Source organism: bacterium, assembly GCA_037127815.1.
Taxonomy (GTDB): domain Bacteria; phylum Patescibacteriota; class Minisyncoccia; order Phycocordibacterales; family CAIZLB01; genus CAIJKW01.
Genome location: JBAXXP010000002.1, coordinates 105,709 through 122,269, shown reverse-complemented (window position 1 = coordinate 122,269; position 16,561 = coordinate 105,709). Strand labels below are relative to the sequence as shown.

Here is a 16,561-nt window from a genome sequence, read left to right as displayed (position 1 = left end):
ACCATAAATAAAAAAATGACTAATCAAATACTAATAAACTTATTGGATACTGAAGGAAACAGAATTGGCAGTATTGAAAAACTTGAGGCTCATAAGCTTGGGGTTTTGCATGAGGCGTTCTCTATTTTTATTTTCAACGATGAAGGCAAATTACTTCTTCAAAAAAGAAATAAAGAAAAATATCACTCTGGTGGTTTATGGACAAATACATGTTGTGGTCATGCAAATTATGAAGAAGAAATAAATGTTGCTACGCACAGAAGACTTCAGGAAGAAATGGGTTTTGATACGGAACTTAAAAAAATATTTAATTTTACTTACAAAGTAGAATTAGAAAATCAATTATTTGAAAATGAAACTGACCATGTCTTCTTTGGAAAAAGTGAATCTACACCAATACCTGACCCTGAGGAAGTTGAAGATTTCAAGTGGATTGCAATACAGGATTTAATTGACGATGCAAATGCTAATCCTGATGCATATACAGAATGGCTGAAAATTATTTTAAAAGATCAAAGTTTTTTGGATGAGATTTCGAAATTAAAATAAATTGACAGCAGGTGTATAATGTAGGTGCAAGGACATCCATATTAAGCCTTATATTCAAAAAAGAGTGCGTGGATCCCCAAAGTAAAAAATATGAACAAAAAAGACTTTCAAAAATCATTTTTGCCAAAACTACCGGATTCTCCAGGAGTCTATCTTTTTAAGCATGGGAAGAATTTGCTATATGTTGGAAAGGCAACGAGCCTAAAACAACGTGTTAGAAGCTACTTCTCTGATGATTTAATAAAAACAAGAGGACGTCTACTTGTTGATATGGTTACCATTTCAGATAAAATTGAATTTATAAAAACTGATTCTGTTCTAGAGGCTTTACTTTTAGAAGCTCAATACATAAAAGAGAATCAACCAAAATATAATACAAAAGATAAGGATAATAAAAGTTATAATTATGTTGTTATAACGGAGGAGGACTTTCCAAGAATTCTAGTTATTAGAGGAAGGAGTCTTGAGCAAGATAAGGAGACAAAATACAAGGAAGTGTTTGGGCCTTTTCCATATGGTGGAGAATTAAAAGAGGCTCTTAGGCTAATTAGAAAAATATTTCCTTTTAGAGATAAATGTACGCCATATGATGAAAATAAAATTGTCCCCAAGGATGGATTAATATCAAACAAATCCAAGCCTTGTTTTAATAGAACAATAGGTCTATGTCCAGGTGTTTGCTCAGGTGAGATTTCCAAAAAGGATTATGCTATGGAAATAAAAAATATTAAATTATTTTTTGAAGGTCGCAAACCTGCACTTATTAAGAGTCTTGAAAAACAGATGCTATCTCTTGCAAAGGAAAAAGAGTTTGAAAAAGCTGGAAAAATAAAAAGAACAATTTTTGCATTAAATCATATTCAAGATGTTTCCCTGATTAAAAACCCAAATTTAACTGATGTGATGATTGGTGGGTCTACGACGGACGAGAAAGGTCTAGTAAAAAATATAAGAATTGAAGCATATGACATAGCTCATATGTCAGGAAAAGAAATGGTGGGTGTAATGGTTGTTATGGAGAATGGTGGATTTGCAAATAATCAATATAGAAAATTTATTATAAATAACTTTGATAAAGCAAATGATGCCGGGGCGCTTGAGGAAGTGATTAATAGACGGATTAAACATTCAGACTGGCAAACTCCCAATATTGTTGTACTTGATGGAAATGAAGTTCAATTGAAACGTGGATATAAGTCTTGGAGTGAATCAATGTCTGAGTCAAAAATTTCACAAGTTCTAGCGCATCCCGCAGGAGCACAAACACTAAGCTTACCGCTATTTTGCAGTATTGTAAAAGATGATAAACATAAGGCCAAAGATGTATTGTTTTTGATTGAAAAGAACTGGGAGAGTTTTGATAAAAAAATTCTAAAAGATCAACTAATAAAAATAAATGCGGAGGCACACAGATTTGCAATCACTTTTCATAAAAACAGAAGGTCAAAGAGTTTTCTTGAATAAGTAGCCAGAAGTTTTATACACAAAATATTGAATTTTATGTGGACGGATATTAACCTACCTGCTATAATTAAGTCATGAATTCTTCCTATAAAAAGGCAATTGCGTTTTCTTTATTTTGCGCCTCCATATTTTCCGTGTTAATTTTAAATCAAGAAATTTCACACATAGCGCATGCGGCATCATCAAATACTTTTACAGCAACAACTACGGAGGCATTGTGCTCAGAATATAATAGCAATGGAGTTTCGATTAGTATGCATCCAAAAATCATCGGGGCATCAGCCGGCTCCAGTATTGATTTTGTTGGATATATACAGAACGATAATAAGTTTCCAGTAGTTGAAGGTAAATTATATGCAAAAATAATAAGGCCAAAAATTAAGGATGATGGTAACGGGCCTGATATTTTAGATACTTTTGTTATCAAAGATAACATTACTCTAAAGGTTGGTCAAAAAATACCAGTAGACTTTACTTGGGCTATACCAGCCTACTCTATCGGTGGAGACTTTAAATTAACTACATACTTCATATCAGGAAATAGATTTAGTTTAGGCGGAAACTTAAGTACTAACACACCAGGTGATATTGTAAATCTAAATGTTAAGAGCCAGCAGAATACAGGTGTATTTTTCAATAAAATAGGTATAAAGATAAATAATAAAAAATATTTGACAACTCAGTTACAATCGGATTTTGAAAGCGCAACAGGAACTGTAACTATATCTGTGCCAGTTACAAATACTACCAAAGCAAGACAGGCTGTGAATGCAGAGATTAATATTTTCAAATATGACTCTCAGTCGCCAGAAAATAAAATTAGTACAAAGAAGCATATTTTAATAATTGAAGCCGGAAAGACAATTAATATCCCTGTTGTTGTAAATGACACTTCTGCTTCAATATATTACGTAGAATCAGTTTTGAAATATAAGGATAGTAAATCCATTTTAGGAGTTAATTTTGTTAGAGGTGTTGATTTGATGCCAAGATTTAATTTTATATCATCAAATACTTTTCCGTTAGGGTCAGGTCAGAAGAGCAAAATAATTGCATGCTTTCGTAATACATCAAGTATTGACACTCAATCTGATGTAAAATTGAATCTTGAAATTTTGGATGTGAATAGTCTTAATCCTGTAATGTCTTATCAATATAATGGAAAAATAAAAAATACTTCACAATCTGTGTCGCAAGAATTTAGTCCAAAATCTGGTTATAGAAATTTCAAAATTCATGCGACTTTATACAGTGGTGAAAAATTAACCGATGAAGTTTATATTCCATATGATTGTAATATTATCGATCCCTCAATCTGTAGTATGTTTGATAAGGGACCAGTCTCAACTAAAATGTGGTTAAATGTTGTATTTGTCATTTTTTGTATCTTGATATTATTCTTATTAGTAACAAAATTCAAAAATATACAAATGTTCTTGCTAAAAATTAAAAAAAATAGAAGTAACAGGAATATGATGTTTCTTTTAGTTCTTTTGATACTTTTTTCAACTAATACAAAAGTATATGCAGATGCATGTAATCCAAATATTACAAATATATCTCCTAATTATGGTTATAAAACGGGCCTGACTACAGCAGGTAGCCCAATCACTGTCACAATCACTGGTTCTGATTTTGATAATATTGAGTCTGTGCTGATGGGTTATAAGATGGTTAATAATTTTACTATTAATTCATCTAAAACGTCTATTACATTTAATGTACCACCGGAGTCTCCTGGGTGGAGAGATGTTGGTGTTAAGGGTTCTTGTTGGGGGCATAAGATTACTAGTGTTGTTAATGCTTTTTATTATGAGGAAGAGAAGGGAGTCCACCTTGAACCGCCTATTGTTAGGCATTTAGATTGGGCCTATAACGATGTTCAGATTTCAACAGGGATAAATTACCAGCTTTTTACTACCCAGTATTTAGGACACACCTACTTTAGCCAACAAGATAATTTCCTTGACAATAAGCAGTTTTATCAAATGGTAGATAGAGAAACATGGCCTTCATTGCTTGGTAAATATAGTACCTTTTCTGCTATTGGAGAAATACCAAAAAATTCAAATTGGAGTAGTCTTGTAGTTAGGTATCCTTCTGTTATTTATGATGATTACGGAAGAGTATTGGATGATTCAATAACAATACCCTCTATATCAATTGGAGATAAAATTCATTTTAATTTTGATAAGGCGTCTTCAAGTGACAATTTATCATTTTCAAATTACCCATCAAGTCCTAATAGTGCTAGTTGGGTGACTGACGCTAATTCTACTAATAATGTTTGTTCTGATAAAAACTATATCTTAACAAGAGACAGAATGGATGCTGTGTCATATGATAAAAACAATGAGATTCATGAACGATCTCCTCAAGATTACTCTGTTTGGCAGTGGGATCCCGTTGGCTTAAGTAGGCCACCAGTTCTTCAACTGGGTCATTATTTAGATATAATTTATAGCCCAAGTGGTGATTGGCCGTATCACCTTAGAAGAGTTATGTCTTCGTACTCTTCTAATGGTATCAACTTTACTAACTCATACGGTTATAATACAGATCTTGTGGATATATATCCCGATTATGTTGCTAATGTTCCTAGTGAATTAGTTCATGTTGGTTCAGCGCCAATTAACAGTACAAGCGTAAAAGTATATTGTCCAAGTGGTTATTCTCTTGTTTCATATTATAACGGAGAAGATTCTGCGGGAAGATGTATAAAACCAATTACAGTATTATCAGAGGCATGGGATTATGATAGAGATAGGGGTTTTCCTGATGGCCCATTTCCTCCTTATTCTGAATGTAAAATTGGAGGCCTGTATCAATATAAGGATACAAGTTTAAATAGTAGGCGTATGAATATACTTTCTCATGACGAATTAACATACAGAATCAGTACCTGGTGTAGTGTACCCCCAATTTATAATCCTAGAGAAGCTGACATTATACTTCCAAATGTTGATGAGTTTGTACAAACATCAGTTACCCCACCTGAACATAAATTATCATTCATAGATACAGTTTTTTTTGATTCTAATCGATATAGTAACCCATCAGCCCTTCTTTCAACTACAACGTTAAATCAATATAGTCAGCCACCTCTGAAAAATTTAGATGCAGCTAATTGGTTATGTGATTCTAACCAGACAACTTGTTCGCCAACAGCAGCTGGAACTAAATCAATTTTCATTTACTATTCTCCAATTTACGGAAGGCAATATTATGGTGAGCAGACCGATACAGAAAGATCAAATGGAATATGTAGGACAAACGGCGTACCTTTGTTTGCGATGACTACCAAAGAGGTTAATAAAGCTGTGGATCCTTATAGTACTTATGTTGTAAAAAATGCACCAGTATGTATTCCAAATAATACAAATTGTCCATACATGTACTTTTCTAAGAGTGCTATTGATAAAAATGTTGTTGGTTGTCCTAATTCTGCACCGTACTACAGTTCATTAGATAATAAATGTTATGATTCGGATAATTATAGATACCTGTCCATCGACCCTCGGGCAGCAACTTCTTCCTATGTACATTATTTTTACCCCGAAGATATACTTTTTAAAAATGCTACGTATAGACTCAAGGTTAATATAACACCTGTTGATGCTGATCATACTCCAGCAGCTCCTACTATTACTGGATCATCAACTGTAAATATTGGTGATGTAAATATATATGAGATGTTTTCTCCTGCTAAAAAAGTCGCAAAAAATGACACAAATAGCTCAATGTTAGGGTCAATAATATTTGGAATTAAGAAACTTTTTGCGCAAAGTGGACCGGAGGAAACTGTTCATTATATGATTGATTGGGGTGGTGGTGCGAGCCCAGGGCAAACTGACAATTTTGCTTATGGATCACATGCATCATCAACGCATATTTGGACTGAAGCTACGACAACACAGATTAGGGTTGCTGCAGTGGACACTTTGACTGACTCAAAGTCTCCATGGACTACATTTCCAATTACTGTTGTCGACCCAGCCGCAGACTACACTTATGGAACCCCTTCTTTGTCAACAAGTAAAATTTGTTCTGGTAATCTAACATTATCATGGAATAAGACCTATAGATCTGACGGAGCACTGTCAAATTTTTATTCTTTGAACAAGAATGATTCCATAATTAATGATGTCATTAGTGGTTCTGTAACAAGTATTTCTCTTGGAACAGACTTTGCAAATGGAGATCGTTATCAATTATATGCATATGGACCAACAAGTTTTGCTGATCCAGATACGTCAAAATCGTCTGCTCCAAGTAATATACTAACAATATCAGCAACAGTTCCAATTCGCGATAGTTCCTCGTGTACTGTTGTAGTACCTCCTGTTAATACGGATCTTGATGTTGTAATTCTGGATGGTATGACATTTTCAGCTAATCCTTCATGGGCAAAAATAAGTGGTAAATGTAATTTCTCAGGAAAAATTGATGCAACAATAAAAACAGCAAAGAATGATATACCTCTGGATACTTACACAAACATAACTGTTAATTCTTGTTCTGTAGATGGCAAAACTGTTCCAATAGGAGCGGCTCCATTCAAGGTGACGGCCGAGATACCGTTTTCAATTTCCAGCTTGCAGTTTGGAATAGGTAAGCATAAATTATCTTGTGAGATTACAGCAAGCAGTTCTAATACAAACTCTATTGTATTAGCATATCCATCTGTAGAAGCCAAGTGTTCAAAAGTTCCAACTGTTATAGAGAAGTAATCAAAAAATAATCTATATATTAAATACACTATTATGTTATACACATAATAGTGTATTTAATATAGACGTTGCTTATCTACCTGCTATAATTAAGACATGAAATTTTCTTTAAAAATATTTGGTGTAAATGCGAGTAAAAAAAACAATCGTAGCCCATTATTTATTGTTTTTTGTTATTTATTTATTATTGTCGCCCTTGGTACAAACTCAACTCATGCGCAATCTTCGCCAGTTAACCCTGCGTCAGTTAAAACTGAAAATATTGCAGCTGCACAGTTGTATGTTTTTCCAATTAACTTAACTGAAAAAGAGTTTTACGTTGGCAAGAATGTATCTGGTACTTTTACACTTTCAAACATTGGTAATACAGATGTTTCAGATACATTTTATTCAATTAATATTGTAGATAAGCTTGGAAAAGATATTGATGTAGATGCTGCTAAAAAGCCATTGTCTTACATTAAAGCAAATTCAAAGCGAGATGTTTCCTTCAATTATTCACTACCTAATACAATATACGGGGATAGATATTTATCAGTTAAAATTTACTTAAAGGATGGTACATTAATTGCAAGCGCTGTTCAAAAAATATATATACAAGGAGAGCCTGTAGCTGGAATAATTGAACCATCGGATGTTGCTGTGTCTAAAAATGGCGTATCTTACATCAAAGATTATGGGCTTGTAATTGGAGCTAGTGATAAATTAGTTGTTTCATTTGTTTTACCAATGGATTTAAAGACAAATATAATGCTAGATATTTCATCTAATAATGTTGGAAGCCCTATTTCAAAATCTTTTGATCTCAGTCAATTAAAAAATGAAAACGGAAAATACACTGTAGAAATTCCAACTGCAGATTTCAGTCCTGCGGAATATATTGCAAAAATATCTTTTTCCTCGCAGTCTTCAGAAGGTACCCAACAAACTCAAGTTGCGAATTCAATTAAGGTTGATTACAGAATTGATGGATTATTGATTAATTTAAAATCTGTAAATTCTGACGTTTTGTCTCCATCAAAAAATAGTAAATTCAATTTAGTTTTCGATTATGAAATTTTTGAACCAGAAAGTGGTGCTGATATATCTTCTGAACTGAAATCGTCAACAGTACACGTTATTGTTACAGATGAAAGTGACGCTGTTGTTGCCGATGAATCATTGCCTATAGATTTGAGTAATGAAATTGGTAATTTTAATTTACCATTGGTTGCTAAAATAGACGCAGAAAATTTATATATTAGTACAGAAATAAAAGGTGCTTCAGGAAAAATACTAGGTACGTACTCAAATAATTTACCATCAGAAAAAGAGGTCAATGAAATGTATCCAGTTAAGCAGTCATATCCTATGATATATATAATAGGAGAGATTATCGCTCTTATACTACTAATTTTGGGTATTACTCTATTAAAGAAAAGAAAATTCATGGATAAAAAAATAGCGGTAGTTATAGCTTTGATGATGTTTTCTGCTTTATCATATGGTGATACTAAGGCCTACAGTGTTGAGACAGTTGCTTCTGCTGGTGCACAAGTGACTACTACTTCAGCTGGATTTATGTCTCGTAGTAGAACAACCCAGTATATTGTTGATCCCAAGTTGTCATCATTTTTGGGTTTAGATATTATTACAAGTATGTCATCTCCATTACCTGGTGATATTGCAATTTATAGTCCAGGTGGATCCTTCCCTGTAAATTTTAATGCAGATCCAATGACATATATAACCAAAGGGGGATTTGCAATGAACAAAAAGGAGAGCGCTGGAGATCTATATTATTTATTACCACCAGCTGGTGATAATTGGAATAACTGGTCCTTAGCTGATATTTCAATTGGTAAAATGACATTTAGTGCTTCGAAGCAAATTTCTGCTTCCACTATGTATACAGCTCCAACTACGCCAGGCGTGTATAATTTTACATTTTATGTAGCCTTAAAAAATGGTGCAATTGATACATATGTTATTAAAAAAGTAACTCAGCCAATTGTGGTTGCTGTGCCTTGGAATCAGATAGCGGGGGCAGTGATTCCCGTGAGTGATTCTACAGATATTATTCCATCGTGTGATACTTCATTTACAGAGGGAAAAACACAATGTGATAAGGGTAATTTAGGTACTTGGAGTTGTAAGAAAACTCTTGGTGGTTGTACGTTTGATTCAACTCCAGTTAGTGGAGGATCTATAACGTCAATCGGAAAGGCTGTTACAACATCCACATCCAATGCGGGAGGCAGTGTTGCATTAAATATAAAAAATGAAATACCTGACATTGTCAGAGGCGATGCTTTTTATATAGTAACCGACCTTATGAATTCAAATTGGACTGATAAGGAATACGCTTACACTGAATTTGTTTATGGCAGAAAAGATCAGGCTTCATACATTCCATATTCATATAAAACAAATAAGCATGTTGTTACATATGATGGTGGAGATACCATTACTGCGACAAGTCAGTTTTCTGGTCATGATTCAAAATTCACAACTGCTCAAGTAAAAATACAAGAGGTTGGTTACAAGTTAAAGACAAAGGCTGGTGTAACTTCTTGTAGAAATATACCATTGAGTGAAGTTGATGTTATGTTTAAAACTCCAACCGTATTAAGTAGCCTAGTAATGTGTGCAAATCCAAAGCATACGTCTTTTTCAAATAGTGTATCTACATATACAAACGCCGCTTCTGTTGGGTCAAGTGGTAATAATAAAAAAAGTGGAGGTACTGTAAGTCTTTCTGTTAACGTTTGTGAGAAGTCCCCGGATATTCAAGCTGCAAATGCAACAGCTCCTTTTTATGTGGTTGTAGATGCAAATGGTACTGCATGGATAAATACAAGATATAAGCTATTTGATTTTAGAAAGGGTCAAGCAAAACAAAAAATGATTTCAAACTATGGAAGAAAAGCAAATTACATAAATGGTTCATATGATGGTGCTTGTACAGTAACAATTTCAAGTTGGTATAGTGGTAAAAAAACTGACTATTCTGGATCATCAGTAGACATAACTGAACTTGGTCTCATGGACTCAAATCTTTGTTATTATCAGGGGGTAAATTATCCTGGAGATTTTAATGAAAATCAGGTATCTCCTGCAATACCAGCTTGTGCAAGCAACAAGACTACTTGTGCAGCAGCTCAATCAAAATGGACATTTGAACAATTGGGTGATGGTCAAGAAAAATGTACAGATCTATTGAGTTGCGCATTCAAAAATAGCACAGGTGGTGCAATTAGTAATATTCCAGTAAACCAACCTCTTGAGTATGAAGCATCCTATGCAACTTCTGGTGACCCGTCACTTTTGAGTTACTTCTGGGATTTTGGAGATGCATCTGCAGATCCAGTTGTTTCAGATAAAAAATCAGGAACATTAAAATACACAGCCCAGGGAGACAAGGTGGCGACACTACAGGTGCTATTAAATAATGTAATTATTGATGAAGCTAAATGCGATACAATTAGCGTTAACTGTCCAGGCGGCAGCTGCCCAGCTGGTTGTCTTAGACCTGTTATTGGTGAAGGTGGATCACTTGATCAATCTAAGAGCAATCTTCTTTGTCCAGAGGGACAGAATCTTGTTGCTGGATCTTTTGCTATTAATCCAGTAAGTGCTACAAATTCATCAGCAAAACAATGGGGATGGTCATGTTCTGGAGCGTCAAGTACTGTAGCGACCTGTTCAGTTGGATGTGGAGTTGGGCTTAAGTACTGTTCAGACAAAAAGATTTGTGCTAGGTCATGTGATGGTGAAGTAAGCTTGGATAAATGTCCTCATATTGACGGTATACAGCTAGCAGATGACCCATTATTCACAGTTGCTGCATGTAATCCACCAGAGTTGACTATGACTGCTAAGCTATTGAATCCTTATGCAAACGAGGTTACATCAAAATGTTCTGTAGATTTAGTAATCAATTCAAATGCTCCAAAGTACACTGTTTGTACAATGGATAATAAGACAATTCCATCTGTGACTAGTAAAATTAGCGCAATTGTTGGCCAGCACAAGATTACTTGTCAGGCTATAATCAAAGGTAATGGTACTCCTCCAAAAGTTCTTAGATCAGAACCTATAACAAAGTCATTTAGGTGTTCTAGAGTGCCCGTGACAATAGAGAATTAATATTTAAATAGTAGGGAAATATAAAAACAGCGCGCGCATTTAAATGCACGCGCTGTTTTTTTGTGGATAAGGCCACATTCCACTCGCTTTCATCGTGCTATACTTCATATATGACAATTGGATTTAAATCTGGAAAGAAAACTACCGTTGGAGTACTGAGAGGTGGACCTTCACAGGAATATGATATATCTCTAACTACAGGTAAGCATATTTTGAATTTGCTAAAAAAAGAGCCTTTGTGTGAGGAATATAATGCTGTTGATATTTTTGTCGATAGAGATGGGGTATGGCATATTTCAGGAGCTCCTGTGTCGCCTGAGGAGGCAGTTAGCAGGGTAGATGTACTATTTAATGCAATGCATGGAGCGTATGGTGGAGACGGAAGATTGCAAAGTGTTTTGGATTCTTTTGCAAAACCATATACTGGAACAAAAGGTTTGGGGTCTGCAATGGCTTTAAATAAGGCACTCGCAAAAGAGAATTTTAAGAATCTTGGAATTAAATCTCCATTTTATAAAGAGGTAAATATAAAATTAGATGAAGACGTTGAACCAGTTGCTCATGACTTATTCAAAAGTTTTCCAATGCCTGTAATTATTAAACCTAGAAGTTCTGGATCATCTTTGGGGATTTCTATCGCGCATAATTTTACAGAATTAATGAAAGCCCTTGAGCACACAAGAGGCTTTAGTGAGGAAATTGTGGTTGAAGAGTATTTAACTGGAAAAGAAATTATTTCAGGATTCATTGAAGACTTTAGAGGACAAGATTTGTACAATACAGTACCTGTTCAGGTTAGACATGAAAAAACTTCAACATCAGGTGTTTTAAATAATGATGGGGAGTTATCAAATATAGGTACAGGAACTGGGCACTTTGATTGGGCTTCAAAAACTTCAGGAATTTACAATTATGAGGCTCCTGCTATGATAACAGAGGAAGAAAAGGGAATTATTGAGAATGCTATGAGAAGCGTTAAGGAGTCATTTAACCTAAGACATTATGGAACTTTCGATTTTCTAATTCATCCAAAAAGAGGTGTCTATTTGCTCGAGGTTAATACCCAGCCATCACTTCAAGAAGAAGCTACATTATTCAAGTCTCTTGGCTCAGTTGGGGTCAAGGCGCATGAGTTTCTTGGCCATGTTTTGAAGCTTGCAATGGGAAAGAAATAAAGCTATAATACTTTCAACCAAATATTACGGGCCCGTAGCTCATCTGGTAGAGCACCTCACTTGCACTGAGGGGGTGGCAGGTTCGAGTCCTGTCGGGTCCACCAAAGGAGACTTCGTCGATGAGACGAGGTCTTTTACTTTGAAGGTACAAGCTATTCTACGGTTCCAATTATTTTGATATTCCTGCTATACTTTAGTTATATGAACAAACATCAAAAAGGATCTATCGCAATGGCTTTAATTGGAATAGTGATTTTGCTTTTAGTGGTTGGAGGTGCTACCTATTATTACTTACAAAATAGTAAGACAAACAATGTTTCATCAACTGATTATAAAAACAGTCTGTTGGGATATGAATTAACTGTTCCTTTAGGATGGCATGTGTCTGAAGGAATGAGTAAGAGACTTGATGCAGATTTGTTTATGCTGAATTCGTACGCCTCCATAGGGTGTGACACAAATATGTTTATCGAAAAGTACAATGATGAAAAGATTGCTCTTCAAAAACTTCAGGAATGTTTAAAGAAAAGTCCAGATTTAATGAAGTCCGATTCAAAGTATAAGGATTTTGAGAAAAATTGGACAATAGAAAATTCTCAAAATATTTATATTACAAAATTATCATTAACAGAACAACAAAGACTAAGTCTTGTAGACCTTCAATTACCTCAATCTAATTTACCTAAGGGAAGCTTCGTACTAATAAGACCTGCCGATGTAGTTCTTTCATTTGAAAAAGCAACAACTTCCACAAACGGTAAATCAAAGAGAGATTTCTATTATTTAGGAGATAAAACTAAAACATACCTGACCGACTTTAGAAATTCTAAAGTACTTAACGATTTATTTATATCCATACCAATAAGCTCAAAGTTAAGCATGTTGTATAATGGTGGAAAAATACAAAGCTTAACAATCATAAGTACGGCTGATATAAATAGTCAAGAAGAAAAGGACTTCTTCAAAATTATGGATTCACTTAAGTTAACAAATTAATCTATCAAGAATTATTTAAAAAAATTGTATTAATATCAAAAACCTCTAAGCGGAATTCATTACTATGTGCCAATTTTGTAAATCAATAACTATTTCATCCCAATACATTCCGATGAGGTCCACTGAAGATGACAAAGACGCTGAAAAGGCGTCTTTTGTCTTGTATATACAAGCTACTTTGGCGGTTCGGAATAAATAAATTCTGAGTGTAATAAGTTTAATAAAATAAATTCTATGATATAATTTACCGGTGAAAAAGAAAATTATAATATTCAGTCTAATTTTATTATTGCTAGTTTTGGTAGGAGGAGGTGTATATTTTTACAATAAAAATAAAGTACGAACAACCGCTTTTAATGTGATTTCTTTGGATGTTGATACTGCCTTCAAAAATGGCGATCTAGGTAAGGCTATAGATTTGTTAGATCAGTCCTTGAAGAAAAATCCAAATGACACATCTACACTATTAGCTCTTTCTATTTCTTGGGCTCAAAGAGGAAGTCTTGAGTATAAAGAAAATGAGTATGGTCAAAAGGCACTTGATTATGCAAAACAGGTTTTGAAAATGGATTCAAATAATATAAAGGGTTATATTGCTCTTGGGTATGCTGATGAAATCATGGGTGATTTTAAAGGTGCAATAGAATCGTATAATAGAGCTCTCGCCTTAGATGGAAATAATGTAGATGCAATACGTCATAGAGGTCATGCCTATGATCTGTCTGGAGACCTTGCAAAAGCGGAGATAGATTATATTAAGGCTGATAGTTTGGATTCAACAAACTTAGACGTAAAAATGAATCTTGGAAGACTATATATTAGACAGGCAAAAATAAATGATGCTAAAATAAATTTCCTTACAGTGGCTAATTCTGTCGATAACGCAAGGGTAAAAGCAGAAGCATATTATAACCTAAGTCTTATTGAAATCGGTTCAACATCTACGAGTTCTTTAAAAATGGCTTTTGATTATGCATCTAGTTCAATATCTGCAGACCCCACTTATCCCCAAGCCTATGCTGTCATGGGAAATGTGTATATAAAGAAGGGGGATAATACAAAAGCATTAGAATTTTTAGATAAGGCAATTAGTATTTATCCAAATCTTTCATATGCATTAGGATTAATTGCTGATGTTTATGCAAAAGAAGGAAATATAGAAAAAACTATTCAAGCTTATGAGGTTCAGAAAAAGGCAGCTCTAGTTGACATTGGTTTGATGCAAGGAGTTAGGAGTTTGATAATTAGTCATGCAGATTTGAAGGAGGCTATTTTCTATACTAAGAATAATAAAAAGGAGGAAGCTGTGACTAGCTTAAAAATTGCAATGGATGTAAGTAAGGATCCAGTGAATGATTTGAATATATTATTTCTTACTCTTGATAAAAATGCGGGTGGTAAATTTAATAATTTACTAAATTATCAGCCATACAAAGATTTAGTAGAACAGTTTAAAGAAAAAATAAAAGCAGGATTTCTTAAGCCTAGAAATGAAGTTTCTCATACGCCACCGCTGCTTATGCAGAAATTATTAAGTATTTTTAATATTAAAAAGGCAATAGCGTATAAAAATGTTGCTGGAATGTGTGGTAGTGTAGGTGATAAATTTTTCTACGATAATGAGGGGAACTATGACGGTTTTGAATTCACTAGAATTGCTTGTGATATTTTTATTGCTTATTATTCAGGCAATACTTCGTTTAATTATAGTAGTGCGTTTGGGACATTATATTCATATACTGCTAGTTGGGACAATTACTTAGTCGTTAATTATGCTTCTTACATAGGGTGCTCAAATGGTTGGGGTATTGCGGTGGCTATAGCTCCACCAAAACCTGAGTTATATAGTGGAAGTTGTTCAACTAATACTGGTGGGTCTACCGCTAACTTTAGTTGGAAAAACGCAACTGGCTATGACACTGTATATTTTCGAGCGGTTGATATGACCCTTGACCCGACTGGAACAAACCAAAGTTTATATAAGGAATCAATAAAGGGATCATCCTACTCATTTACTGCGGTACTTGGTCATTCCTACAAATGGTGGATTCACACCAGGGAGTACGGTACTGATTTTTGGAGCCCTGCGGTTGGTAGTAGCTTTGTATGTCCCCCTCATCCCGCACCACCAACAAACGCTACCTCCTCCTGTTCAGCAAATGGTGGAACAGCTAATTTTTCTTGGACAAATGCATCTGATTATAGAAATATATATTTCAGAGCTGTTGATACAACCTTACATCCCGGTGCAGTTTACGGAACAAATATTCCAGACTTATTTAATGAATCTGTGCCTGGGTCTAGTTATTCATTTAATACTGTACCCGGACATTCATATGTTTGGTGGATCAATACCAGGTCTTCTACTGATGATAGGAGTACCGAGATTGTAAGTGGTAATTTTAAATGTACACTTACTCCACCAACTCCCTCAGCTCCAACCATCACCGGCCCTACTGATGTAACCCTTGGAGTACCTGCAATATACACAGCTGTATCACATTTAAATCCTGTTGCAAAAAAAGAAAATACTTCATTTCTTGCATCAATAATTTTTTCTTTCAAAAAAGTTTTTGCTCAGGCTGCTGTAGAAACTAAATTAATATATACATTTGACTGGAATAATGATGGTGCCAAAGTGTCTACAAGCACAGCTGTACTTCCGGGTGTTTCAGTTCAGGCATCAAACACATGGAGTACAAAAGGAACTACCACCTTTAGAGTCAAAACTACGGAATCTGCTGGTGGAGCCTCATCAGCTTGGGTACCTGTTACTATAAATGTCTCAGATAAACCTAAGGTCCAAGCATTGTTCTATTGTGTATCTCCAAACCTATCTTGGAATGCTGTTCCAAATGCTATAAGTTATGATTTTGAAGTTAAAAATAAAACTGATTTAACGTCAGTACATAAAACTATAACAGGTACAACTGTAGATATTTCTCAGTATCTAAATAATACAAATATCTCGTTTGGTGTTAGAGCAATATATTCTGGAAATCTTAAGGGAGATCAAACCTGGGTAAATAATATTACGCCAACTTGTCCTAAGTTGGGTGATAGTTTGAACATAAAGAGCGGTATGATATTTGGATCAAATCCGCCATGGGCAAATGAAACAACTAAAAAATGTGCATATTTTGGACAAATAGATCCTACTATTGTTATGTCAGATGAAAAAACCTACACAGGAATTGTTGTAAAAGCATGCTCAATTGATGGAATAAGTGTGTCTTTGTCTAATACAGTAAATGGGGGAAAGGGGTTTGAAGATCTTCCAAAAAATATTGGTACTCATACTTTGTCTTGTAGTGTGGACTTTGATAATGGTGTAGATTCTAATGGTGTAGTAAAAAAATCTAACGCTACCGCCATTCTAACTTCTAAGTGTTCTAGCTTAGGGGATACTCAGGAGAGATAAAAGAATATATGTAATTTATGAATAATTGAAAAACGGCCCGCTCGTAGAGCGGGCCGTTTGAATGATACTGTAATAGGCGAATTATCGAGAGAAGCCGG

Annotated in this window: 7 protein-coding genes and 1 tRNA gene; all 8 read left to right on the top strand. The window is 34.6% G+C overall.

The features are described 5' to 3' along the window. The first annotated feature begins 15 nt into the window (after positions 1-15). The 8 genes from idi (at position 16) to WCQ00_02395 (ending at position 16,463) form a co-directional block, all read left to right on the top strand. The gene (gene idi, locus WCQ00_02430) at positions 16-549 is read left to right on the top strand and encodes an isopentenyl-diphosphate Delta-isomerase (GenBank protein ID MEI6042401.1); all 534 of its coding nucleotides are present in this window, start codon (positions 16-18) and stop codon (positions 547-549) included. A 90-nt stretch (positions 550-639) separates the two neighbouring features. After that, positions 640-2,013 (top strand): GIY-YIG nuclease family protein, encoded by a 1,374-nt coding sequence (locus WCQ00_02425; GenBank protein MEI6042400.1) that lies wholly within the window; start codon positions 640-642, stop codon positions 2,011-2,013. 74 nt (positions 2,014-2,087) lie between these two features. Continuing rightward, positions 2,088-6,743: an IPT/TIG domain-containing protein gene (locus WCQ00_02420; GenBank protein ID MEI6042399.1), complete on the top strand. Its 4,656-nt coding sequence runs from the start codon at positions 2,088-2,090 to the stop codon at positions 6,741-6,743. 96 nt (positions 6,744-6,839) lie between these two features. Beyond that, complete coding sequence (locus WCQ00_02415) at positions 6,840-10,871, top strand: hypothetical protein (protein ID MEI6042398.1); 4,032 nt, start codon at positions 6,840-6,842, stop codon at positions 10,869-10,871. A 110-nt stretch (positions 10,872-10,981) separates the two neighbouring features. Beyond that, a complete protein-coding gene (locus tag WCQ00_02410) occupies positions 10,982-12,046 on the top strand; it encodes an ATP-grasp domain-containing protein (protein MEI6042397.1) in 1,065 nt (354 codons plus the stop codon). A 28-nt stretch (positions 12,047-12,074) separates the two neighbouring features. Further along, positions 12,075-12,150, top strand: a tRNA-Ala gene (locus WCQ00_02405). 97 nt (positions 12,151-12,247) lie between these two features. Then, positions 12,248-13,042 (top strand): hypothetical protein, encoded by a 795-nt coding sequence (locus tag WCQ00_02400; protein MEI6042396.1) that lies wholly within the window; start codon positions 12,248-12,250, stop codon positions 13,040-13,042. 250 nt (positions 13,043-13,292) lie between these two features. Further along, complete coding sequence (locus WCQ00_02395) at positions 13,293-16,463, top strand: tetratricopeptide repeat protein (GenBank protein ID MEI6042395.1); 3,171 nt, start codon at positions 13,293-13,295, stop codon at positions 16,461-16,463. Positions 16,464-16,561: the final 98 nt, after the last annotated feature.

Excerpts from the sequence above, each read along its gene's own strand:
- idi (MEI6042401.1), top strand. The coding sequence starts at position 16 with ATGACTAATCAAATACTAATAAACTTATTGGATACTGAAGGAAACAGA.
- WCQ00_02410 (MEI6042397.1), top strand. The coding sequence starts at position 10,982 with ATGACAATTGGATTTAAATCTGGAAAGAAAACTACCGTTGGAGTACTG.
- WCQ00_02420 (MEI6042399.1), top strand. The coding sequence starts at position 2,088 with ATGAATTCTTCCTATAAAAAGGCAATTGCGTTTTCTTTATTTTGCGCC.
- WCQ00_02415 (MEI6042398.1), top strand. The coding sequence starts at position 6,840 with ATGAAATTTTCTTTAAAAATATTTGGTGTAAATGCGAGTAAAAAAAAC.
- WCQ00_02425 (MEI6042400.1), top strand. The coding sequence starts at position 640 with ATGAACAAAAAAGACTTTCAAAAATCATTTTTGCCAAAACTACCGGAT.
- WCQ00_02400 (MEI6042396.1), top strand. The coding sequence starts at position 12,248 with ATGAACAAACATCAAAAAGGATCTATCGCAATGGCTTTAATTGGAATA.